The sequence below is a fragment of the Streptomyces sp. NBC_00873 genome (assembly GCF_045207415.1).
Taxonomy (GTDB): Bacteria; Actinomycetota; Actinomycetes; order Streptomycetales; family Streptomycetaceae; genus Streptomyces.
Genome location: NZ_CP108803.1, coordinates 3681962 through 3703086 on the forward strand (window position 1 = coordinate 3681962; position 21125 = coordinate 3703086).

A 21125-nucleotide genomic window follows, 5' to 3' on the forward strand; every position below is an offset into this window, starting at 1 on the left:
TTCCCTGCGCACTGCCCTGCCGATCTGTCGGTGGATCGCCTCAACGATACGGCAGGTGTGCGCTACCTCACTAAATGAGGGCACCCCGGTACGGGGCGGGCCTGGGCCGGGGGACTCGTGGTGGCTGTGGGTGGTGCCCCCCGGCGACCCCGGTACGTGGCGGGCTCGCCGGGGGCCTGGGCCGTCCACGCCGCGCAGCGGGGGCCACCGGTGGGCGTGCCGGGAGGGGCGCTAGGCGGGGTCGCCCTCCGCGCCCCTCAGGTGGATGATGTCGCCCGCCGACACCGGTTCCTGGAGGCCTTCGTCGGTGGACAGGATCAGGCGGCCGTCACCGTCGATCGCCACCGCCTCACCGGTGAGGGAGCGGTCGCCGGGGAGCTGGGCGCGCACCGTCCGCCCCAGCGTCGCGCAGCCCGCCGCGTACGCCGCCTGGAGGCCGCTCTCCGCCGCGTCGCCGTCGGTCGCACGCCATTCCTCGTACCAGTGCTCCAGCGAGCGCAGCACGCCCCGCAGCAGCGTCTCCCGGTCGGTGGAGACCGCTCCGGCCAGGGCGAGGGAGGCGGCCGTGGGGACGGGGAGTTCGTCCCCGTGCAGGGAGACGTTGATGCCGATACCGACCACTACGCCGTTCGCGGCGCGCTCGGCCAGGATGCCGCCCGCCTTCCGCTCCTCGCCCGCCACCGTGACCAGCAGGTCGTTCGGCCATTTCAGCGCCATGTCGACGCCCGCCGCCTTGGCCAGGCCGGTCGCCGCCGCGACACCGGCGAGCAGCGGCAGCCAGCCCCAGCGATGGACCGGTACGCCGTCGCCGGGCGTCAGGTAGACGGAGAAGAACAGGCCGGAGCGGGCGGGCGCCGTCCAGGTCCGGTCGAGGCGGCCTCGGCCCGCGGTCTGTTCCTCGGCGATCAGGACCGTGCCCTCGGTGAGTTCCGCAGCCCGTCCCGCGAGGTCGGAGTTGGTGGAACCGGTCGTGTTCACGACGTCGAGCGAGGTCCACAGTCCGCCGGGCCGCAGCAGTCCGCGGCGCAGCGCGGGGACGTTCAGGGGCGGCCGGTCCAGGTCCGACCAACGGCTCTGTGACGCATCCGGAGGTGTCATGCAAGCCACCCTAGGTGTGGCAAACGACGCACTGCCGAACGGTATCCGCGCCGATACGCTACGGATCAGTAGCCATTCAGCACCTTCGGCAGCTGCCCGTCCGGCCGTTCTCGCGCACGCATCGCGCACCCGGCCGCGTGCGCGGCCGTAGAACCACCAGTCAGTCGTCCCCGTGACCAGGCAGGGAGCCGCCACCCGATGTCCGAGCCGGAAGAGATCGACATCCACACCACCGCGGGCAAGATCGCGGACCTGCAGCGCCGTATCGACGAGGCGACACATGCCGGTTCCGTACGCGCGGTCGAAAAGCAGCACGCCAAGGGCAAGTTGACCGCCCGCGAGCGGGTCGATCTCCTGCTCGACGAGGGCTCCTTCGTGGAGCTCGACGAATTCGCCCGGCACCGCTCCACCAACTTCGGCATCGAGAAGAACCGCCCGTACGGAGACGGTGTCGTCACCGGCTACGGCACGGTCGACGGCCGCCCCGTCTGCGTGTATTCGCAGGACTTCACCATCTTCGGCGGCTCGCTCGGCGAGGTCTACGGTGAGAAAATCGTCAAGGTGATGGACTTCGCGCTGAAGACCGGCTGCCCGGTCATCGGCATCAACGACGGCGGCGGCGCCCGTATCCAGGAGGGTGTGGCCGCGCTCGGTCTGTTCGCCGAGATCTTCCGCCGCAATGTGCACGCCTCGGGTGTCGTCCCGCAGATCTCGCTGATCGTCGGACCGTGCGCCGGTGGCGCGGTCTACTCCCCCGCGATCACCGACTTCACCGTCATGGTCGACCAGACCTCGCACATGTTCATCACGGGTCCCGACGTCATCAAGACGGTGACCGGTGAGGACGTCGGCTTCGAGGAGCTGGGCGGCGCCCGTACGCACAACACCACCTCGGGTGTGGCACATCACATGGCGGGTGACGAGAAGGACGCCATCGAGTACGTCAAGTCGCTGCTGTCCTACCTCCCCTCGAACAACCTCTCCGAGGCGCCCGCCTTCCCGGAGGAGGCGGATCTCACGGTGACCGACGAGGACCGTGAGCTCGACACCCTCATCCCGGACTCGGCGCACCAGCCGTACGACATGCACACCGCCATCGAGCATGTGCTGGACGACGGCGAGTTCCTCGAGACGCAGGCCCTGTTCGCGCCGAACATCATCACCGGCTTCGGGCGTGTCGAGGGCTACCCCGTCGGCATCGTCGCCAACCAGCCGATGCAGTTCGCGGGTTGTCTGGACATCAACGCGAGCGAGAAGGCCGCACGCTTCGTCCGTACCTGCGACGCGTTCAACGTGCCCGTGCTGACCTTCGTCGACGTCCCCGGCTTCCTGCCCGGCGTCGACCAGGAGTACGGCGGCATCATCCGGCGGGGCGCCAAGCTGATCTACGCGTACGCGGAGGCGACCGTCCCGCTGATCACGGTGATCACCCGCAAGGCGTTCGGCGGCGCGTACGACGTCATGGGCTCCAAGCACCTGGGGGCCGACATCAACCTCGCCTGGCCGACCGCGCAGATCGCGGTGATGGGCGCGCAGGGTGCGGTGAACATCCTGCACCGCCGCACCATCGCGGCCGCCGAGGATCAGGAGGCGACCCGCGCCGAGCTGATCGCCGACTACGAGGACACGCTGCTCAACCCGTACGTGGCGGCCGAACGCGGCTACGTGGACGCGGTGATCATGCCGTCCGACACCCGGGCACACGTGGTGAAGGGGCTGCGCCAGCTGCGTACGAAGCGGGAATCGCTGCCCCCGAAGAAGCACGGCAACATCCCCCTCTAGAAAGGGTCCTGACCATGATCAAGGTCGTACGGGGCAACCCGACCCCGGAGGAGCTGGCCGCCGCACTGGCAGTGGTCCAGGCGCGCGCCGCGGCGACGGCCGCCGTGTCGTCCGGCGCGCCCGCGCTGCCCGAACAGTGGTCCGACCCGGGCCGCATCGCCCGCCGGGTGCGCCACCGGCCCGGCCCGCGGGCCTGGGCGCGGACGTACTGGCCGGGGTAACCGTCCGGCCGCACGGCGCCCTCGGAGGCCCGGAACCCGCCACGGCGGGTTCCGGGCCTCCGCCGTGCGGCCGCGGAACGATCTGGTGCCTACGCACCAGGGCGGCTGAGTACCCGTACTCAGGCGCCGCGGGGGCGGCCCCAGCAGGATCGGGTCATGCTGTGGTCCGACCCCGAGAACAAGCCCCCGAAAGAGCTGCGCGACGCCCAGGACATGATGCGGCGCGTGTGGCTGGTGCTTGCGCTCGCCATGGTCGTCGCGATGCTGGCGCTGGGCACACGCTGACGCCGTGGGCGCCCGGTGCCGCAGCGCGCGCCGGAGTCGTGGGCACTCGGTGCCGCGGCGTGCGCCGAGGCCGTGGATGCGTGGTACTGCGGCGCGCCGGGCCCTTCTACGATGGCCGGTATGACTGATCAGCGCCGTCTCGTCCTCGCCTCCGCCTCCCCCGCCCGTCTCGGTCTCCTGCGCCAGGCCGGCTTCGCACCCGAGGTGATCGTCAGCGGTGTGGACGAGGACGGGTTGACCGCCCCGACGCCGGGCGAGCTGGCGCTCGTCCTCGCCGAGGCGAAGGCCGCCGCCGTGGCCGGCCGTCCGGAGGCCGCGGGGGCCCTGGTCATCGGGTGCGACTCGGTCCTCGAACTCGACGGCGAGGCGCTCGGGAAGCCGGCCGACAGCGAGGACGCCACCGCCCGCTGGAAGTCCATGCGCGGCCGGTCGGGGATCCTGCAGACCGGCCACAGCGTGATCGACACGGCGACCGGGCGTACGGCGTCAGCGACGGCGTCCACCGTCGTCCGGTTCGGTGAGCCCACGGATGCCGAGATCGCCGCCTACGTCGCCTCGGGCGAGCCGCTCCATGTCGCGGGCGCCTTCACGCTGGACGGGCGCTCGGCACCGTTCATCGACTCCATCGAGGGCGACCACGGCAATGTCATCGGGCTCTCACTGCCGCTGCTGCGCCGACTCCTGGGCGAACTGGGTTTCTCCGTCACCGACTTGTGGGTCTGACGCGCGCGGGCGGGTCACGCGGGCGCCGGAGCGCCCTCTTCGGTGCCGCCGCCGTTCCCGTCCGCCTCGCCGTCGCGCTTCTCGCGTACGGTCCCGTACGCCACCAGAGTCAGCACGATCAGTCCGAGCACGACCATCATGAAGGCGAACGCGGCCCAGCCGACCAGACCCACGGTCAGCGCGCCCAGCACCCCGTGCACCACGGCGCAGCTGATCAGGGCGAACCGGCCGACCCGGCCGGGGGTGCGGTCACGGATGCCGGTCAGCAGCAGGACGAGACCGCACAGCAGCAGACAGAGGCCGGCGACGCCGCCCATCGCCCACGCTCCGGCGGACATGGCGGCGGGATCGAGCCCGGCCAGTGACATCTCCTGGTTGTCGACGACCGTCGCCAGGATGCCGTTGACGAGCACCATGCCCGCGGCTTCCACGAACAGCACGATCGCGGCCACGAAAGCCACCGGTCTGCGCACCACGGCGCTCACCCCCTGTTACCTGCAGTACATGCGATAGCGCGGACCCTACTAACGGGTAATCATTCGGACAAGAGTTCAGCCCGCCCTGCCTGCCTCTTTCCGCACCCGGACACGGATCACACTCGGCACACGAACTCCGCTTTGTCGTGCCCCTCGTGCGTCGCGCAAAGAAAACCCCGCCCGTTAGTAGGTACTCCACAAAGAAACGCCAGGAGCTGGTGCTCCTGTGAACAGAGACCTGGACCACACCTCGTGGCTACTGTGCGGTCATGAAACCCGGCGTACCGTGGTGCCACAAGGGATTTCGCGCTTCGAGCAGGCCTCGAATCACGCTCCGTGTGGGCAAGCTCACCAATGGGGACGGGTCGTAAGGCCGTGTCGGTAGTCCCTAAACTCAGCTTGTTTCAAGGAGGGAGCCATCGTGCGCAAGGTGCTCATCGCCAACCGTGGCGAAATTGCTGTCCGTGTTGCTCGGGCGTGCCGGGATGCCGGGATCGGGAGCGTGGCCGTCTACGCCGACCCGGACCGGGACGCTCTGCATGTGCGTGCGGCCGACGAGGCATTCGCTCTGGGCGGTGACACCCCGGCCGCCAGCTACCTGGACATGGCCAAGGTGCTGCAGGCTGCCAAGGACTCGGGGGCGGACGCGATCCACCCGGGCTACGGCTTCCTGTCGGAGAACGCCGAGTTCGCCCAGGCCGTGCTGGACGCCGGGCTGACGTGGATCGGTCCGCCGCCGCAGGCGATCCGGGACCTGGGCGACAAGGTCGCCGCCCGGCACATCGCGCAGCGTGCCGGTGCGCCGCTGGTCGCCGGCACCCCGGACCCGGTGTCGGGTTCCGCGGAGGTCGTGGCGTTCGCCGAGCAGCACGGGCTGCCGATCGCGATCAAGGCGGCGTTTGGCGGCGGCGGTCGCGGGCTGAAGGTGGCCCGGACGCTGGAGGAGATCCCGGAGCTGTACGACTCCGCGGTCCGCGAGGCGGTCGCGGCGTTCGGGCGCGGGGAGTGCTTCGTGGAGCGCTACCTCGACAAGCCGCGGCACGTGGAGACGCAGTGCCTGGCCGACAGCCACGGCAATGTCGTCGTCGTGTCGACCCGTGACTGCTCGCTGCAGCGCCGCCACCAGAAGCTGGTGGAGGAGGCTCCCGCGCCGTTCCTGTCCGAGGCGCAGAACGCGGAGCTGTACGCGGCGTCGAAGGCGATCCTGAAGGAGGCCGGGTACGTCGGTGCGGGCACCGTGGAGTTCCTGGTCGGGGTGGACGGCACGATCTCGTTCCTGGAGGTCAACACCCGTCTCCAGGTCGAGCACCCGGTCACCGAGGAGGTCACCGGTCTCGACCTGGTCCGCGAGATGTTCCGGATCGCGGACGGCGAGAAGCTCGGTTACGACGACCCGGCGGTACGCGGGCACTCGTTCGAGTTCCGGATCAACGGTGAGGACCCGGGCCGCGGCTTCCTGCCCGCCCCGGGCACGGTGACGGTGTTCGCGCCGCCGACCGGGCCGGGTGTCCGCCTGGACGCGGGCGTCGAATCCGGCTCGGTCATCGGCCCCGCCTGGGACTCGCTGCTGGCGAAGCTCATCGTGACCGGTGCGACGCGTGAGCAGGCTCTGCAGCGGGCGGCGCGCGCACTGGCAGAGTTCAACGTCGAAGGCATGGCCACCGCGATCCCGTTCCACCGCGCGGTCGTCGCCGACCCGGCGTTCACCAGCGACCCGTTCCGCGTCCACACCCGCTGGATCGAGACCGAGTTCGTCAACGAGATCAAGCCCTTCGCCACCCCCGCCGGCGCGGAGGCGGAGGAGGAGGCAGGCCGCGAGACGGTCGTCGTCGAGGTCGGCGGCAAGCGTCTCGAGGTTTCCCTGCCCTCGTCGCTGGGCATGAGCCTGGCCCGCACCGGACTCGCGGCGGGCGCCAAGCCCAAGCGCCGCGCGGCGAAGAAGACCGGCTCCGCGGTCTCCGGCGACACCCTCGCGTCCCCGATGCAGGGCACGATCGTCAAGATCGCCGTCGAGGAGGGCCAGACGGTCAACGAGGGCGATCTGATCGTCGTCCTGGAGGCCATGAAGATGGAACAGCCCCTCAACGCGCACCGCGCCGGCACGATCAAGGGTCTGGCCGCAGAGGTCGGCGGCTCGGTCTCGTCCGGCGCCGTGATCTGCGAGATCAAGGACTGATCCACGGAGCCGTCCCGGGGCCCCTGCGGAGTCGTACGAACGACTCCGCAGGGGCCCTTGCCGTCTGCCGGCGCCGTCCCGGTGTCGCGGCGGGGTTCAGGTCCGGCCCCGGCAACGGAGGAGACCTACGTTTACGCAATGGCATCCTGGACCCCGGGGGCGGAATAGGGAGGACTGCGCAATGGCGATGAGCACGGCACAGACGCCGGGCCGGCCCATGCGCGCCGACGCGCGCCGCAACTACGACCGGTTGCTGTGCGAGGCCCGTACGGCGTTCGCGGAGCACGGCACCGATGCCTCGCTGGAGGACATCGCACGCCGGGCGGGCGTGGGGATCGGCACGCTGTACCGGCATTTCCCGAACCGGCACGCGCTGATGAGCGCGGTGTTCCAGGAAGCGGTCGCCTCACTGCTCGCCCGCTCCCACGAGCTGGCGAAGGCGGATCCGTGCGGGGGTCTGGTGGACTGGCTCGGCGCGATCATCGCCCATGCGGGTGAGTACCGCGGGCTCGCGCAGGCACTCATGTCGACGTCACGGGACGAGACTTCGGCCCTGTCCGACTGCAACGTGCCGCTGCGCGAGGCGGGGGCACGGCTGCTCGCACGGGCGCAGGAGAGTGGGACAGTACGGGCGGACGTGTCGATCGGCGACCTGATGCAGCTGACGAATGCGATCGCGCTGGCGGCGGAGCAGGCGCCGGAGGATCCGGCGCTGGCCGGGCGACTGCTGACGCTGACGTTGCAGGGGCTGAAGGGGCCGCGGGCGGCGGGCTGACACTGTCCCTCAATCGCCGGAGGGGCCCGGGTTCCGTCGGCCCCGTCAAGCCCGTCCGGCACGTGAGCGCTGGGGTTCGGGGCAGTGCCCCGATGGACTCAGAGGCTGTAGGGCTACCTCTGATCGGGCGGTCGTGCCCTGGCACGCACGCTTCCCGATCGAAGGTAGCCCGACAGCCTCTCAACGGCGACGGAGGTCCGCCACGCGGGCCCGGTCGCCCGGGGACTGATCCGTCAGGGCCGAAGCCGCGCTGCGCAGTTGCAGCCCCGGACCGCCATGCGTGCGCCGCTGACCGGGCAGGGGCATGTCGCGGCGCGCCTGGCGCCCCGACGGGTGGGAGTCGGTCCCGACCGGCCCCATCCCCGCCCCGGCCACCGCGATCTGTACGCCCTGGTCGGCCAGCGCCTGCAACTCGGTGACGGACCGCTCGTCGTGGGCCGGAGGTTCATCCGTCACCAGACGGGTGATCAGGTCGGTGGGCACCGTCTGGAACATCGTGTCGGAGCCGAGCTTGGTGTGGTCCGCCAGGACCACCACCTCCGCGGCGGCCTGCACCAACGCCCGGTCGACGCTCGCCGAGAGCATGTTGGAAGTGGACAGCCCCCGTTCCGCGGTGAGTCCGCTCCCGGACAGGAACGCGCGCGACACCCGCAGCCCCTGGAGCGACTGCTCCGCACCGCTGCCCACCAGGGCGTAGTTGGAACCGCGCAGGGTGCCTCCGGTCATCACCACTTCCACCCGGTTGGCATGGGCCAACGCCTGGGCGACCAGCAGTGAGTTGGTGACGACGGTCAGGCCGGGGATCCGCGCGAGCCGGCGGGCCAGCTCCTGCGTGGTCGTACCGGCTCCGACCACAATGGCCTCACCCTCTTCGACGAGACCGGCGGCCAGGTCGGCGATGGCCGTCTTCTCCGCGGTGGCGAGATGGGATTTCTGCGGAAAGCCGGACTCCCGCGTAAAACCGCCCGGCAAAACCGCACCGCCATGCCGGCGGTCGAGGAGTCCTTCTGCCTCCAGTGCCCGCACGTCCCGCCGTACGGTCACTTCGGAGGTCTGGACGACGCGGGCGAGCTCACGGAGCGATACTGCCCCGTTGGCGCGCACCATTTCGAGGATCAATTGACGACGTTCTGCAGCGAACACGAAACTGACAGTAACGTGACCACCCGAGAGTTTTCAGCAGTTTGCGCCGAATAACAGAAGTTGTACATACAAGGGGCCGCCAAGTGATATAAGCGGCCCCGTTGTTGTTCCGTACTGATCATCCGACGGCTTCCGCCCGCCTGAGTTGCCAGGGGTTGCCGGGGAATGCCGGGTTCCCGAAGGCGCTTACGCCTCGCCCGTGAGCTTACGGGTGTGCAACTGACGAGCCACTTCCGCGATCGATCCCGACAGGGACGGATACACAGTGAAAGCGTTTGCGATCTGTTCCACCGTCAGATTGTTGTCGACCGCGATCGAGATGGGGTGGATCAGCTCGCTCGCCCGCGGCGCGACGACACAGCCGCCGACCACGATGCCGGTGCCGGGCCGGCAGAAGATCTTGACGAAGCCGTCGCGGATGCCCTGCATCTTGGCGCGCGGGTTGCGCAGCAGCGGCAGCTTGACCACCCGGGCGTCGATCTTGCCGCAGTCGACGTCGGCCTGGCTGTAGCCGACGGTGGCGATCTCGGGGTCGGTGAAGACGTTCGAGGAGACCGTCTTCAGATTCAGCGGGGTCACCGCGTCACCGAGGAAGTGGTACATCGCGATCCGGCCCTGCATCGCGGCGACCGAGGCCAGCGCGAAGATGCCGGTGACGTCGCCGGCCGCGTACACGCCGGGGGCGCTGGTGCGGGAGACCTTGTCGGTCCAGATGTGGCCGGACTCCTTGAGCCTGACCCCGGCCTCCTCCAGGCCCATGCCCGCGCTGTTCGGGATCGCACCGACCGCCATCAGACAGTGTGAACCGGTGATCACCCGGCCGTCGGCGAGGGTGACCTCGACCCGGTCGCCGACGCGCTTCGCGGCCTGGGCGCGGGATCGGGCCATGACGTTCATGCCGCGGCGCCGGAAGACGTCCTCCAGCACGGCGGCCGCGTCCGGGTCCTCACCCGGCAGCACCCGGTCGCGGGACGAGACGAGCGTGACGCGGGAGCCGAGCGCCTGGTAGGCGCCGGCGAACTCGGCACCGGTGACACCGGAGCCGACCACGATGAGCTCCTCGGGGAGCTCGTCGAGGTCGTAGACCTGGGTCCAGTTCAGAATGCGCTCGCCGTCGGGGAGCGCGTCCGGGATCTCCCGGGGGTGGCCGCCGGTCGCGATCAGCACGGCGTCGGCGGTGAGCCTCTCCTCCGTACCGTCGGCCGCGGTCACGACGACCGTGCGGGAGCCGTCGGCGGCCTGGAGGCCTTCCAGACGCCCGCGGCCGCGCATCACCCGGGCCCCCGCACGGGTGACGGAGGCGGTGATGTCGTGGGACTGGGCGAGCGCCAGGCGCTTCACCCGTCGGTTGACCTTGCCGAGGTCGACACCGACCACCCGGGCCGCCTGCTCGACGTGTGGCGTGTCGTCGGCGACGATGATGCCCAACTCCTCGTACGAAGAGTCGAAGGTGGTCATCACCTCTGCCGTAGCGATCAGGGTCTTCGAGGGCACGCAGTCGGTGAGTACCGACGCGCCGCCGAGGCCGTCGCAGTCGACGACGGTCACCTCCGCGCCGAGCTGGGCGCCCACCAGTGCCGCCTCGTAGCCGCCGGGTCCGCCGCCGATGATCACGATCCGGGTCACGAAAAGTCCGCCTCGCGTATGTCATCCCGCGGCCGTCTGCCGCCCCGGCCGGGGGTCCGGGGGATCACCCCGGGGGTATGCAGTACGTACTCCATTGTCCCGCACGCGCCAACATGCTTCGCCCCGGGGCCCTCCATACGGGAGCCAGGACCGCGGAAGGGGCGCGGCGAGGTCCCCTTGCAGAGGCCTCCACCGGTTCTCCCCGGGGGCGCACCGGCGTCTTCCTCACAGGAATCGCCGCTCCCGGGGTCGCCTCCCGTACCCTCGACCCCATGTCGCTCTACGCCGCGTACGCCGGCAACCTCGACGCGCGGCTGATGACGCGCCGCGCACCGCATTCCCCGCTGCGCGGCACGGGCTGGCTCAACGGCTGGCGGCTGACCTTCGGCGGGGAGCAGATGGGCTGGGAAGGCGCGCTGGCCACGGTGGTGGAGGCGCCGCGCTCGCAGGTCTTCGTGACGCTGTACGACCTCGCGCCGATGGACGAGGACTCCATGGACCGCTGGGAGGGTGTCGGCCTCGACATCTACCGGCGGATGCGGGTCCGGGTGCACACCCTGGACGGCGAGGAGCCGGCCTGGATGTATGTGCTGAACGGGTACGAGGGCGGGCTGCCGTCCGCCCGCTATCTGGGCGAGATCGCGGACGCCGCCGAGTCGGCGGGCGCGCCGCACGACTATGTGATGGAGATGCGCAAACGCCCCTGCTGACCCGCCGGACCAGCACTTTTATGTGAATGCGCAAGCAGGCGTGGTCAGGCTCTGCGCATCGGTATCTACGCGCGTAGGGAATCACCGGCTACCCTCATCCACGTGAACGCATCTGTTATTTCGGAGAACATCCAGGGCGACCCGCACGCCGCCGCTGCCGACGCCGCTGCCCGCCTGCGCGAGCTGACCGGTGCCGAGACCCACGACGTCGCCCTCGTGATGGGTTCCGGCTGGGCACCTGCGGGTGACGCGCTCGGCGCTCCGGAGGCCGAGTTCCCGGTGACCGAGCTGCCCGGCTTCCCGGCACCCGCCGTCCAGGGCCACGGCGGCACGATCCGCTCGTACCGGATCGGTGAGAAGCGCGCCCTGGTCTTCCTCGGCCGCACGCACTTCTACGAGGGCCGCGGCGTCGCCGCCGTCGCGCACGGGGTCCGTACCGCCGTGGCCGCGGGCTGCAAGACCGTCGTCCTGACGAACGGCTGCGGCGGTCTGCGCGAGGGCATGCGCCCCGGGCAGCCGGTCCTGATCAGCGACCACATCAACCTGACCGCGGCGTCCCCGATCGTCGGCGCCAACTTCGTCGACCTCACAGACCTGTACTCGCCGCGGCTTCGCGCGCTGTGCAAGGAGGTCGACGACACCCTCGAAGAGGGCGTGTACGTGCAGTTCCCCGGTCCGCACTACGAGACCCCGGCCGAGATCAACATGGTCCGTGTCATGGGCGGCGACCTGGTCGGCATGTCCACGGTGCTCGAGGCCATTGCCGCGCGGGAGGCGGGGGCGGAGGTGCTGGGCATCTCGCTCGTCACGAATCTTGCCGCCGGGCTGAGCGGGGAGCCGCTGAACCACGAAGAGGTACTGCAGGCGGGGCGGGACTCGGCGACCCGGATGGGGTCGTTGCTCGCGCGGGTGCTCGACCGCATCTGACCGGGCGTCGCCCTGCGGCGGGCGGTGTCTCCCGCCCGGGACCGCCCCGCGCGGCATGCCACCCACCCGCACCCGGAAAACACCTCACCCCGCAGAAAGGCGGACACCGTGCAGCAGGACCTCATCACGCAGGCCAGGACCTGGCTCGCCGAGGACCCCGACCCCGAGACCCGCGACGAGCTCGCCAAGCTCATCGACGCCGAGGACCTCGACGCGCTCGCCGCACGGTTCGCCGGCACGCTGCAGTTCGGTACCGCGGGGCTCCGCGGTGAGCTGGGGGCCGGGCCGATGCGGATGAACCGGTCCGTCGTCATCCGCGCCGCCGCCGGTCTCGCCGCCTATCTGAGGGCGAAGGGGCAGACCGGCGGCACGGTCGTCGTCGGGTACGACGCCCGGTACAAGTCCGCCGACTTCGCCCGCGACACCGCGGCCGTGATGACGGGTGCGGGTCTGCGCGCGGCGGTCCTCCCCCGCCCGCTCCCGACCCCCGTCCTGGCGTATGCCATACGTCACCTGGGCGCCGTCGCGGGCGTCGAGGTGACCGCGAGCCACAATCCGCCGCGCGACAACGGCTACAAGGTCTATCTGGGCGACGGCTCGCAGATCGTGCCCCCGGCGGACGGGGAGATCGCCGACGCGATCGCCGCGGTCGGCCCGCTGGCCGGCGTGGACCGCCCGGACAGCGGCTGGGAGATCCTCGGCGATGAGGTCCTGGACGCCTATCTGGCCCGTACGGACGCAGTGCTCGACGCCGGGTCCCCGCGTACGGCCCAGGTCGTGTACACCGCCATGCACGGCGTCGGCACGTCCGTCCTGACCGCGGCCTTCGCCCGCGCCGGGTTCCCGGAGCCGGTGCTCGTCACCGAGCAGGCCGAGCCCGACCCGGCGTTCCCCACGGTCGCGTTTCCGAACCCGGAGGAGCCGGGGGCGATGAACCTCGCGTTCGCCACCGCCCGGCGCGCGCACCCGGACATCGTCATCGCCAACGACCCGGACGCCGACCGCTGCGCCGTCGCCGTCCCGGACGCGTCCGTGGACGGCGGCTGGCGGATGCTGCGAGGCGACGAGGTCGGCGCGCTGCTCGCCGCCCATCTGGTCGCCCGCGGTGCCACCGGTGTCTTCGCCGAGTCGATCGTGTCGTCGTCACTGCTCGGCCGGATCGCCGAGCAGGCGGGGAACGGGTACGAGGAGACGCTGACCGGCTTCAAGTGGATCGCCCGCGTCGACGGCCTGCGGTACGGGTACGAGGAGGCGCTCGGCTACTGCGTCGACCCCGACGGCGTACGTGACAAGGACGGCATCACGGCCGCACTGCTCGTCGCCGAGCTGGCCTCCGTGCTCAAGGAGCAGGGACGCACGCTCCTCGATCTCCTCGACGACCTCGCGGTCGAGCACGGGCTGCACGCCACCGACCAGCTCTCGGTCCGGGTGGAGGACCTGTCGGTCATCGCGGACGCCATGCGGCGGCTGCGCGAGGCCCCGCCGACCGCGCTCGCGGGGCTCGCCGTCACCTCGGCCGAGGATCTGTCGGAGGGCACGGAGCAGCTGCCGCCCACCGACGGACTCCGCTACCACCTTCAGGGCGCCCGCGTGATCGTCCGCCCGAGCGGCACCGAGCCGAAGCTCAAGTGCTACCTGGAGGTCGTGGTGCCGGTCGCTTCGACGGACGAGCTGCCCGCGGCCCGTGCGCGAGGTGCGGAGCTGCTCGCCGGGATCAAGCGGGACCTGGCGGTGGCGGCCGGGATCTGACCGCTCGCAACGATCGGCTTCAGGTACGCATCAGGTACGTGAAGCCGGTGTCCGGGCCCACGCAGGACTGGAGGGTCAGGTCGCCCCAGAGGCCGTGGGCCGGGGCGCCGGGGCCCGCCGTCCGTGCGGGCGGTGCACGGCGCGTCGCACCGGCGGACGCAGGCGGTGTCTCCCGGCCGGCGGGGAACGTCCGGGCGATCAGGCGGAGGCGATGTGCTCGCACTCCGTCGCTGTTCGTCCTGGGCCGCCCCCCGCTCCGTTTCGGGTTCCACCACGTCGGCTGCTTGATGTCGGCTACTTCATGTTGAGCAGCTGCTCCAGCGGGTCGATGGCGAAGTAGACGAGGAAGAGCGCCGCGGTGCCCCAGAGCAGCCAGTGGACTTCGCGGGCCTTGCCCAGACACGCCTTGATGACCACGTAGGCGAGGAAGCCGGCACCGATGCCGTTGGTGATGGAGTAGGTGAACGGCATGACGGCGATGGTCAGGAAGGCGGGGATGGCGAGTTCGTACCGGTCCCAGTCGATGTGCTTGACCTGGGTCATCATCAGGAACCCGACCGCGATGAGGGCGGGGGCCGCAGCCTGGAGGGGCACGATGGTGAGAACGGGGGTGAAGAAGAGAGCGAGGGCGAACAGGCCGCCGGTGATGAGGTTGGCGAAGCCGGTGCGTGCGCCTTCGCCGACACCGGCGGCGGACTCGATGTAGGTGGTGGCGGACGAGGCGGAGGCTGCGCCGCCGACGACGGCGGCTGCGCCGTCGATGAGCAGCACGCGGCCCAGACCGGGGACCTGGCCGCGCTCGTCGAGGAGTCCGGCTTCAGCGGTGACGCCGACGACGGTGCCCATCGTGTCGAAGAAGTCGGACAGGATGAGGGTGAAGACGAGCAGGACGACGGTCAGCACGCTGACCTGACCGAACGAGCCGAACAGATCGAACTTGCCCAGGAGCCCGAAGTCGGGTGCGGCGACGGGATGGTCGGGCAGCGACGGCTCGGTCAGACCCCAGGACTTGATGTCGGCGATCCCGTTGATGACGACGGCGACGACGGTCATCACGACGATGCTGATGAGGATGGCGCCCTGCACCTTGCGGGCCAGGAGGACGATCGTCATCAGCACGCCGAGACAGAAGACGAGCATGGGCCAGCCGGTGAGGGTGCCGGTGCCGATCTGAACGGGCACGGTGGTGTGCGCGGCGTCCGGGATGCGGGTGACGAACCCGGCGTCGACGAAGCCGATGAAGGCGATGAACAGGCCGATGCCGACGCTGATGGCTTGTTTGAGAGGCTGCGGAATGGCGTGCATGATGGCCTCGCGCAGGCCGGTCATCACCAGAACGCAGATCAGCAGGCCTTCGAGCACGATGAGGCCCATCGCGTCGTCCCAGCTCATCAGGGGGGCGATCTGGAAGGCGGTGACGGCGTTGAGACCGAGGCCCGCGGCAAGGGCGAGCGGCAGGTTGCCGCCCACACCCATGATCACGGTCATCACGGCGGCCACCAGGGCCGTGGCGGTGGCTAGTTGGCCGGCGTCCAGCTGGTGGCCGAACTTGTCCTCGGCACTGCTGAGGATGATCGGGTTGAGTACGAGGATGTACGCCATCGTGAAGAAGGTGGCGAACCCGCCGCGTATCTCACGGCCGTACGTCGAGCCGCGTTCGCCGATGCGGAAGAACCGGTTGAGCGGGCCACCGGGTCTGATTGTCGGCGCTTCGGCCGGGCCTGTCGTGCTGGTGTGCATGACTGCGTCTCCTGGACCTGCAGGTGCGAGGGAAAACATGGCAGTGGCGCCGGAAGCGTGTGTCAGTCGGTTGTACGAACACACATACGGCGCCTTGCGAGCGGATCATACGCGGCAAAGACATGATCTCAACCGCTATGCGGAATCCATTAGTTGACCTTCCCGCACCACCCCTGTCGCTTCCTCCAAAATCACCGGCGACCTATCCAGCCAAACCGGGATGCGGGCGACAGCGGCCATGGAGTTCACCCCGGGTGACTCCTTACTCTCAGTCCGTGCATCCACCACTCCCCTTCAACGCGCGCGCCGCCCGCATCCTGCGCGAGAAACTCGGGATGGCCCCCGGCCACGTCGCTTACGGCATGCGCGCCTCCTACGGCACGGCCCACATCACCCCCGACCACATCACCGCGTGGGAACGCGGCACCGCGCTGCCCACCGCCAGCGAACTCACCGCCCTGGCCGGTGCCCTGTGGTGCAACCCCCGCGAACTCATGGGCGCTCCCCGCACCCTGCGGGAACACCGTCTCGCCCGCAGACTGGCCGCCGAGGACGTCGCCCGCGCCACCGGCCTCACCCTCGGCGCCTACCACCACATGGAAGAAACCGACCAATGGACCGGCGACAAAAGGCAGTCCGCCAAACTCGGCTCCCTCCTCAACCTCCCCCCACGCGACTTCATCGCCATCACCGGCCTCGAGGACGAACTCGCCCGCCTCCTCACCGAGGCCGTCTCCACCCGCTGGCAGGCCCACATCCGCGCCATCGCCCGCCTCGTCTCCATGGAACGCGGCGACCTGCAAGACCCCCTGCGCGACATGCACCACGAGTACCAGACCCTCATGGCCGCCACCCTCAGCCGAGCCGGCGGCACCACCGCCTCCGGCGAAAACGGGCGACGCTACATCGACGACATCGTCAACCACTTCTGGGCCCGGCTCCCGGAGGACTAGTGCCCCTCACGGCACTAGCCAGGCCGCATCCGCGCGGCCTGTGACGCGGCCTGCCGGGCGCGCCGCCGGACCGGGGGCGGGCGCGCTCGTGCTGCTGGCCTCGGTGCTCTGGGGCACCACGGGCACCGCGGCGGCCTTCGCGCCGCGGGTGGGGCCGCCGGCGATCGGCGCGGCGGCGATGGGCCTGGGCGGCCTGTTGCAGGCGCTGATGGCCGGGCATCGCATCGCGCGGGTCCGTACGGCGCTGAGGGCGCAGTGGCGGATCGTGCTCATCGGGGGAACGGGCGTGGCCCTGTACCCGCTGGCGATGATCACGCCGTCGATCCTCGGCGGCGGTAAGACGATCTTCCCCGAAGACGGCGCACTGCACACCCTCGAACCGGCCTCGACCGTCACCAGCGGCACGGGCGTGCAGGTGTGCACCCACCGGTCGGCCGCGGAGGACTGACCCGGCGGACCAAGCTGCCTCGCGACCGAGCCCGCCCGCGTGCGTACGCCGGGGTCCGATCGTCGTGCACGCGTACTCCGGCCCGCCTCAGCCGGTCGCGAGCAGCACCACGAGCAGCACCACGCCCACCACCGCCGGGGCGATCAACTCGTACGCCCAGCGCACCGAAACCGAAGACGCCGAGGATTCCGAGGATTCCGAGGACGCCGAATGCTGTGCAGCCGCACTCGCACCCGCCCCCGTCTGCGCCCGCTCCATCAGCTCGCGGAGGTCCGCCATGGTCTGGTCGGCCGTCGCCATGCGGGACCTGCTGTCGCGGACATCGGCGTGGACGGACGTCCGGCCGTACGGGTCGTCCAGCGACTGCCGGGCCTGCCGCCGGGCGGCCTTCTTGCGCTGCCGCAGCGACACCGGCACCGCCCACAGCTGGTACTTCGCGCCGTCCTGGGTGAACAGTTCGGTGGAGTACCCGGCCCGCACGTCCGCGACCGCCGCCCACGGCATCGTGATCGTCCGGAACGGGTTGCGGATCCGGATCCGCTCCTTGTTCACGGACACGACCGGTCGCAGCGTGAACGCGACGATCAGCGGCACAGCCGTCAGCAGCCCGGCCAGCGCCAGCCACGGCGTCCGCCCGTCACCCCTGATCAGGGCATCCACGCCGAGCCAGCCGACCAGCAGGAGCAGCAGGACACCGCCCGCCACCCCGGCGGGCGACCGGAAGGTCCGGTCGGCGTAGGTCGGCTCGGTGGGAGGTGTGGGGCTCGTCATGGGGCCGATTCTGCCTGACGCGCACAAGCCCCGCCGGAGCGGCCACCCCGCACCCGAACGGCACCGCGCCCATACGCCGGAAACCGCTCCCCTCTGTACAGGCCGCTACGCGCGTAGATATGCTCCTCTGGTGACCATGCCCACCACTGCACCCGCATTCTCCGACGCCACCGCGTCCGACAGTGCACTGCGCCGCTTCCTGCACGGGCTGCCCGGCGTCGACGCCGTCGGCCTCGAAGCGCGCGCTGCGTCCCTCGGAACCCGTTCGATCAAGACGACGGCCAAGGCGTACGCCATCGACCTCGCCATCTCGATGATCGACCTGACGACGCTGGAAGGCGCGGACACCCCGGGCAAGGTCCGGGCTCTCGCCGCCAAGGCCGTCAATCCCGACCCGACCGACCGCACGACCCCGCACACCGCCGCGGTCTGCGTCTATCCCGACATGGCGGCGACGGCCGCCGCCGCGCTGGCCGGTTCCGGCGTGAAGGTGGCGTCCGTCGCGACGGCCTTCCCCGCCGGGCGCGCCGCGCTCGACGTGAAGCTCGCGGACGTCCGCGACGCCGTGGCCGCCGGGGCCGACGAGATCGACATGGTGATCGACCGGGGCGCCTTCCTCTCCGGCCACTACCTCAAGGTGTACGAGGAGATCCTGGCCGTAAAGGCCGAGTGCGCCCGTGCCGACGGCACCGACGCCCGCCTCAAGGTCATCTTCGAGACCGGTGAGCTGTCCACCTACGACAACATCCGCCGCGCCTCCTGGCTCGGCATGCTGGCGGGCGCGGACTTCATCAAGACGTCGACCGGCAAGGTCGGGACCAACGCCACGCCCGCGAACACCCTGCTGATGCTGGAAGCCGTGCGCGACTTCCGGGAGCAGACCGGTGTGCAGATCGGTGTGAAGCCCGCCGGCGGCATCCGCACCTCCAAGGACGCGATCAAGTTCCTCGTCCTGGTCAACGAGACCGCCGGCGAGGACTGGCTGGACAACCACTGGTTCCGCTTCGGCGCGTCAAGTCTGCTCAACGACCTGCTGATGCAGCGCCAGAAGCTGGCCACCGGCCGCTACTCCGGCCCCGACTACGTGACGGTGGACTGATCCCCATGGCATCTGCATTCGAGTACGCCCCCGCCCCCGAGTCGCGCTCGGTCGTCGATATCGCGCCCTCGTACGGCCTCTTCATCGACGGCGAGTTCACCGACGCGGCCGACGGCAAGGTCTTCAAGACGGTCTCGCCGAGCAGCGAAGAGGTGCTCTCCGAGGTCGCGCAGGCCGGCGCCGCGGACGTCGACCGGGCCGTGAAGGCGGCCCGCAAGGCATTCGAGAAGTGGTCGGCGCTGCCAGGCTCCGAGCGCGCCAAGTACCTGTTCCGGATCGCCCGGATCATTCAGGAGCGCTCCCGCGAGCTCGCCGTTCTCGAAACCCTCGACAACGGCAAGCCGATCAAGGAGACCCGCGACGCGGACCTCCCGCTGGTCGCGGCGCACTTCTTCTACTACGCGGGCTGGGCCGACAAGCTCGACCACGCGGGCTACGGCGCGAACCCGCGCCCGCTCGGTGTCGCGGGCCAGATCATCCCGTGGAACTTCCCGCTGCTCATGCTGGCGTGGAAGATCGCCCCGGCGCTCGCCACCGGCAACACAGTGGTCCTCAAGCCCGCCGAGACGACCCCGCTCTCCGCGCTCTTCTTCGCGGACATCTGCCGCCAGGCGGGGCTGCCGAAGGGCGTCGTGAACATCCTCACCGGGTACGGCGACGCGGGTGCGGCCCTCGTCGAGCACCCGGACGTCAACAAGGTCGCCTTCACCGGCTCGACCGCGGTCGGCAAGGCCATCGCCCGCCAGATCGCGGGCACCGACAAGAAGGTCACCCTGGAGCTGGGTGGCAAGGGCGCCAACATCGTCTTCGACGACGCCCCGATCGACCAGGCCGTCGAGGGCGTCGTCACCGGCATCTTCTTCAACCAGGGGCAGGTCTGCTGCGCGGGCTCGCGCCTCCTCGTGCAGGAGTCGATCCAGGACGAGCTGGTGGACTCCCTGAAGCGCCGGCTGTCCACGCTGCGCCTCGGCGACCCGCTGGACAAGAACACCGACATCGGTGCGATCAACTCCCAAGAGCAGCTTTCCCGGATCACGGCACTGGTCGAGACGGGCGAGGCGGAGGGCGCCGAGCGCTGGTCCGCCCCGTGCGAACTCCCGTCCTCCGGCTACTGGTTCGCCCCGACGCTGTTCACGAACGTCACCCAGGCGCACACCATCGCCCGCGACGAGATCTTCGGCCCGGTGCTCTCCGTCCTGTCGTTCCGTACCCCGGACGAGGCGGTGGCCAAGGCCAACAACAGCCAGTACGGCCTGTCGGCCGGCATCTGGACGGAGAAGGGCTCCCGCATCCTCGCGGTGGCGAGCAAGCTCCGGGCGGGCGTCGTCTGGGCCAATACGTTCAACAAGTTCGACCCGACCTCGCCGTTCGGCGGATACAAGGAGTCGGGCTTCGGCCGCGAAGGCGGCCGTCACGGCCTGGAGGCGTACCTCGCCCCGTCGAACCCGAAGGGTGAGCGCTGATGAGCACAGTTGAGCGCACTGACCGACTCACTGTCTTCAAGACCTACAAGCTGTACGTCGGGGGCAAGTTCCCCCGCTCCGAGAGCGGCCGGGTGTACGAGGTGACCGACTCCAAGGGCAAGTGGCTGGCGAACGTCCCGCAGTCCTCCCGCAAGGACGCACGGGACGCGGTCGTGGCCGCCCGCAAGGCGTTCGGCGGCTGGTCGGGCGCGACGGCGTACAACCGCGGCCAGATCCTCTACCGCATCGCGGAGATGCTGGAGGGCCGCAAGGACCAGTTCGTACGGGAAGTGGCGGACGCGGAGGGGCTGTCGAAGTCCAAGGCGGCGGCCGCCGTGGACGCGGCGATCGACCGCTGGGTCTGGTACGCGGGCTGGACCGACAAGATCGGCCAGATCGTGGGCGGGGCGAACCCGGTCGCGGGCCCGTTCTTCAACCTGTCCACGCCCGAGCCGACGGGCGTGGTCGCGGTCGTCGCGCCGCAGAAGTCGTCGTTCCTGGGCCTGGTCTCCGTCGTCGCGCCGGTGATCGCGACCGGCAACACGGCGGTCGTCATCGCGTCCGCCGACGCACCGCTCCCGGCGCTGTCCCTGGGCGAGGTGCTGGCCACCTCCGACCTGCCGGGCGGTGTGGTGAACATCCTGTCCGGGAAGACGGCGGAGCTCGCGGCCCCGCTCGCATCCCACCAGGACGTGAACGCGATCGATCTCACGGGCGCCGACGCCGGTCTGGCGAAGGAGCTGGAGATGGCGGCAGCGGACAACCTGAAGCGGGTCCGTCGTCCACAGGCTGTGGACGGAGGCGACTGGTCGGCCGACCCGGGCACGGACCGCCTGACGGCGTTCCTGGAGACCAAGACGGTCTGGCACCCCACGGGCGCGCTCGGCGTCTCGGGTTCCTCCTACTGACCGACGCGGCTGCGGCCCGCCCCTCCGGCAACACCGCGGAAGGGCGGGCCGC

The 21125-nt window shown here is 70.4% G+C and carries 21 protein-coding genes; 14 read left to right on the forward strand and 7 right to left on the reverse strand.

Annotated features, from left to right (window positions below):
* Window positions 1-231 precede the first annotated feature (231 nt).
* Window positions 232-1098, reverse strand: coding sequence for a biotin--[acetyl-CoA-carboxylase] ligase (locus OH809_RS16580; protein WP_406421656.1), 867 nt, complete (start codon window positions 1096-1098; stop codon window positions 232-234).
* 198 nt (window positions 1099-1296) lie between these two features.
* Here OH809_RS16580 and OH809_RS16585 point away from each other — a divergent pair, with 198 nt between their 5' ends.
* From OH809_RS16585 to OH809_RS16600, 4 genes are all read left to right on the forward strand, one after another.
* The gene (locus OH809_RS16585; protein WP_406421655.1) at window positions 1297-2880 is read left to right on the forward strand and encodes an acyl-CoA carboxylase subunit beta; all 1584 of its coding nucleotides are present in this window, start codon (window positions 1297-1299) and stop codon (window positions 2878-2880) included.
* Between the two features lie 14 nt (window positions 2881-2894).
* Complete coding sequence (locus OH809_RS16590) at window positions 2895-3101, forward strand: acyl-CoA carboxylase subunit epsilon (protein WP_406421654.1); 207 nt, start codon at window positions 2895-2897, stop codon at window positions 3099-3101.
* Between the two features lie 156 nt (window positions 3102-3257).
* Window positions 3258-3386: a morphogenic membrane protein MmpB gene (gene mmpB, locus OH809_RS16595; protein WP_266982230.1), complete on the forward strand. Its 129-nt coding sequence runs from the start codon at window positions 3258-3260 to the stop codon at window positions 3384-3386.
* A gap of 111 nt (window positions 3387-3497) precedes the next feature.
* Window positions 3498-4109 (forward strand): nucleoside triphosphate pyrophosphatase, encoded by a 612-nt coding sequence (locus OH809_RS16600; protein ID WP_406421653.1) that lies wholly within the window; start codon window positions 3498-3500, stop codon window positions 4107-4109.
* Between the two features lie 14 nt (window positions 4110-4123).
* Here OH809_RS16600 and OH809_RS16605 read toward each other — a convergent pair whose 3' ends face one another.
* Complete coding sequence (locus OH809_RS16605) at window positions 4124-4594, reverse strand: hypothetical protein (RefSeq protein WP_406421652.1); 471 nt, start codon at window positions 4592-4594, stop codon at window positions 4124-4126.
* 412 nt (window positions 4595-5006) lie between these two features.
* Between OH809_RS16605 and OH809_RS16610 the strand changes: the two genes are divergently transcribed.
* Window positions 5007-6761: an acetyl/propionyl/methylcrotonyl-CoA carboxylase subunit alpha gene (locus OH809_RS16610; protein WP_406421651.1), complete on the forward strand. Its 1755-nt coding sequence runs from the start codon at window positions 5007-5009 to the stop codon at window positions 6759-6761.
* A gap of 181 nt (window positions 6762-6942) precedes the next feature.
* A complete protein-coding gene (locus OH809_RS16615) occupies window positions 6943-7536 on the forward strand; it encodes a TetR/AcrR family transcriptional regulator (protein WP_406421650.1) in 594 nt (197 codons plus the stop codon).
* A 180-nt stretch (window positions 7537-7716) separates the two neighbouring features.
* Here OH809_RS16615 and OH809_RS16620 read toward each other — a convergent pair whose 3' ends face one another.
* Together OH809_RS16620 and OH809_RS16625 are read right to left on the reverse strand one after the other, a co-directional pair.
* Entirely contained in the window at window positions 7717-8679 is a 963-nt protein-coding gene (locus tag OH809_RS16620; protein ID WP_406421649.1) for a DeoR/GlpR family DNA-binding transcription regulator, read from the reverse strand.
* A 186-nt stretch (window positions 8680-8865) separates the two neighbouring features.
* Window positions 8866-10305 carry an NAD(P)H-quinone dehydrogenase gene (locus OH809_RS16625; protein ID WP_406421648.1) on the reverse strand — a complete coding sequence of 480 codons (1440 nt, stop codon included), beginning with the start codon at window positions 10303-10305 and terminating at the stop codon, window positions 8866-8868.
* Between the two features lie 272 nt (window positions 10306-10577).
* On the opposite strand from OH809_RS16625, the gene OH809_RS16630 reads away from it, so the two are divergent.
* The 3 genes from OH809_RS16630 to OH809_RS16640 all read left to right on the forward strand — a co-directional run bounded on the left by OH809_RS16630 (window position 10578) and on the right by OH809_RS16640 (window position 13691).
* Window positions 10578-11015, forward strand: coding sequence for a gamma-glutamylcyclotransferase (locus OH809_RS16630; protein ID WP_406421647.1), 438 nt, complete (start codon window positions 10578-10580; stop codon window positions 11013-11015).
* 102 nt (window positions 11016-11117) lie between these two features.
* Window positions 11118-11942 carry a purine-nucleoside phosphorylase gene (locus OH809_RS16635; protein ID WP_406421646.1) on the forward strand — a complete coding sequence of 275 codons (825 nt, stop codon included), beginning with the start codon at window positions 11118-11120 and terminating at the stop codon, window positions 11940-11942.
* A 108-nt stretch (window positions 11943-12050) separates the two neighbouring features.
* A complete protein-coding gene (locus tag OH809_RS16640) occupies window positions 12051-13691 on the forward strand; it encodes a phospho-sugar mutase (RefSeq protein ID WP_406421645.1) in 1641 nt (546 codons plus the stop codon).
* Window positions 13692-13710: 19 nt separating this feature from the next.
* Here OH809_RS16640 and OH809_RS16645 read toward each other — a convergent pair whose 3' ends face one another.
* Window positions 13711-13914 (reverse strand): hypothetical protein, encoded by a 204-nt coding sequence (locus OH809_RS16645; protein WP_406421644.1) that lies wholly within the window; start codon window positions 13912-13914, stop codon window positions 13711-13713.
* 71 nt (window positions 13915-13985) lie between these two features.
* The gene (locus tag OH809_RS16650) at window positions 13986-15431 is read right to left on the reverse strand and encodes an NCS2 family permease (protein ID WP_406421643.1); all 1446 of its coding nucleotides are present in this window, start codon (window positions 15429-15431) and stop codon (window positions 13986-13988) included.
* Window positions 15432-15706: 275 nt separating this feature from the next.
* Between OH809_RS16650 and OH809_RS16655 the strand changes: the two genes are divergently transcribed.
* Together OH809_RS16655 and OH809_RS16660 are read left to right on the forward strand one after the other, a co-directional pair.
* A complete protein-coding gene (locus OH809_RS16655; protein WP_406421642.1) occupies window positions 15707-16384 on the forward strand; it encodes a helix-turn-helix domain-containing protein in 678 nt (225 codons plus the stop codon).
* 40 nt (window positions 16385-16424) lie between these two features.
* On the forward strand, window positions 16425-16832 hold the full coding sequence (locus tag OH809_RS16660) for a hypothetical protein (protein WP_406421641.1): 408 nt from the start codon (window positions 16425-16427) through the stop codon (window positions 16830-16832).
* A gap of 87 nt (window positions 16833-16919) precedes the next feature.
* Here OH809_RS16660 and OH809_RS16665 read toward each other — a convergent pair whose 3' ends face one another.
* The gene (locus OH809_RS16665) at window positions 16920-17603 is read right to left on the reverse strand and encodes a PH domain-containing protein (protein ID WP_406421640.1); all 684 of its coding nucleotides are present in this window, start codon (window positions 17601-17603) and stop codon (window positions 16920-16922) included.
* Between the two features lie 136 nt (window positions 17604-17739).
* On the opposite strand from OH809_RS16665, the gene deoC reads away from it, so the two are divergent.
* The 3 genes from deoC to OH809_RS16680 are packed head-to-tail and all read left to right on the forward strand — an operon-like array spanning window position 17740 to window position 21073.
* On the forward strand, window positions 17740-18702 hold the full coding sequence (gene deoC / locus OH809_RS16670; RefSeq protein WP_406425156.1) for a deoxyribose-phosphate aldolase: 963 nt from the start codon (window positions 17740-17742) through the stop codon (window positions 18700-18702).
* A gap of 5 nt (window positions 18703-18707) precedes the next feature.
* The gene (locus tag OH809_RS16675) at window positions 18708-20165 is read left to right on the forward strand and encodes an aldehyde dehydrogenase family protein (protein WP_406421639.1); all 1458 of its coding nucleotides are present in this window, start codon (window positions 18708-18710) and stop codon (window positions 20163-20165) included.
* Entirely contained in the window at window positions 20165-21073 is a 909-nt protein-coding gene (locus OH809_RS16680; RefSeq protein WP_406421638.1) for an aldehyde dehydrogenase family protein, read from the forward strand. Before OH809_RS16675 ends, OH809_RS16680 begins: the two co-directional genes overlap by 1 nt.
* Window positions 21074-21125: the final 52 nt, after the last annotated feature.

What these genes read in the sequence shown, in the direction of transcription:
- OH809_RS16580 (WP_406421656.1), bottom strand. Translation starts at nt 1,098, where the DNA reads ATGACACCTCCGGATGCGTCACAGAGCCGTTGGTCGGACCTGGACCGG.
- OH809_RS16585 (WP_406421655.1), top strand. Translation starts at nt 1,297, where the DNA reads ATGTCCGAGCCGGAAGAGATCGACATCCACACCACCGCGGGCAAGATC.
- OH809_RS16590 (WP_406421654.1), top strand. Translation starts at nt 2,895, where the DNA reads ATGATCAAGGTCGTACGGGGCAACCCGACCCCGGAGGAGCTGGCCGCC.
- mmpB (WP_266982230.1), top strand. Translation starts at nt 3,258, where the DNA reads ATGCTGTGGTCCGACCCCGAGAACAAGCCCCCGAAAGAGCTGCGCGAC.
- OH809_RS16600 (WP_406421653.1), top strand. Translation starts at nt 3,498, where the DNA reads ATGGCCGGTATGACTGATCAGCGCCGTCTCGTCCTCGCCTCCGCCTCC.
- OH809_RS16615 (WP_406421650.1), top strand. Translation starts at nt 6,943, where the DNA reads ATGGCGATGAGCACGGCACAGACGCCGGGCCGGCCCATGCGCGCCGAC.
- OH809_RS16630 (WP_406421647.1), top strand. Translation starts at nt 10,578, where the DNA reads ATGTCGCTCTACGCCGCGTACGCCGGCAACCTCGACGCGCGGCTGATG.
- OH809_RS16650 (WP_406421643.1), bottom strand. Translation starts at nt 15,431, where the DNA reads ATGCACACCAGCACGACAGGCCCGGCCGAAGCGCCGACAATCAGACCC.
- OH809_RS16665 (WP_406421640.1), bottom strand. Translation starts at nt 17,603, where the DNA reads ATGACGAGCCCCACACCTCCCACCGAGCCGACCTACGCCGACCGGACC.
- deoC (WP_406425156.1), top strand. Translation starts at nt 17,740, where the DNA reads ATGCCCACCACTGCACCCGCATTCTCCGACGCCACCGCGTCCGACAGT.
- OH809_RS16675 (WP_406421639.1), top strand. Translation starts at nt 18,708, where the DNA reads ATGGCATCTGCATTCGAGTACGCCCCCGCCCCCGAGTCGCGCTCGGTC.
- OH809_RS16680 (WP_406421638.1), top strand. Translation starts at nt 20,165, where the DNA reads ATGAGCACAGTTGAGCGCACTGACCGACTCACTGTCTTCAAGACCTAC.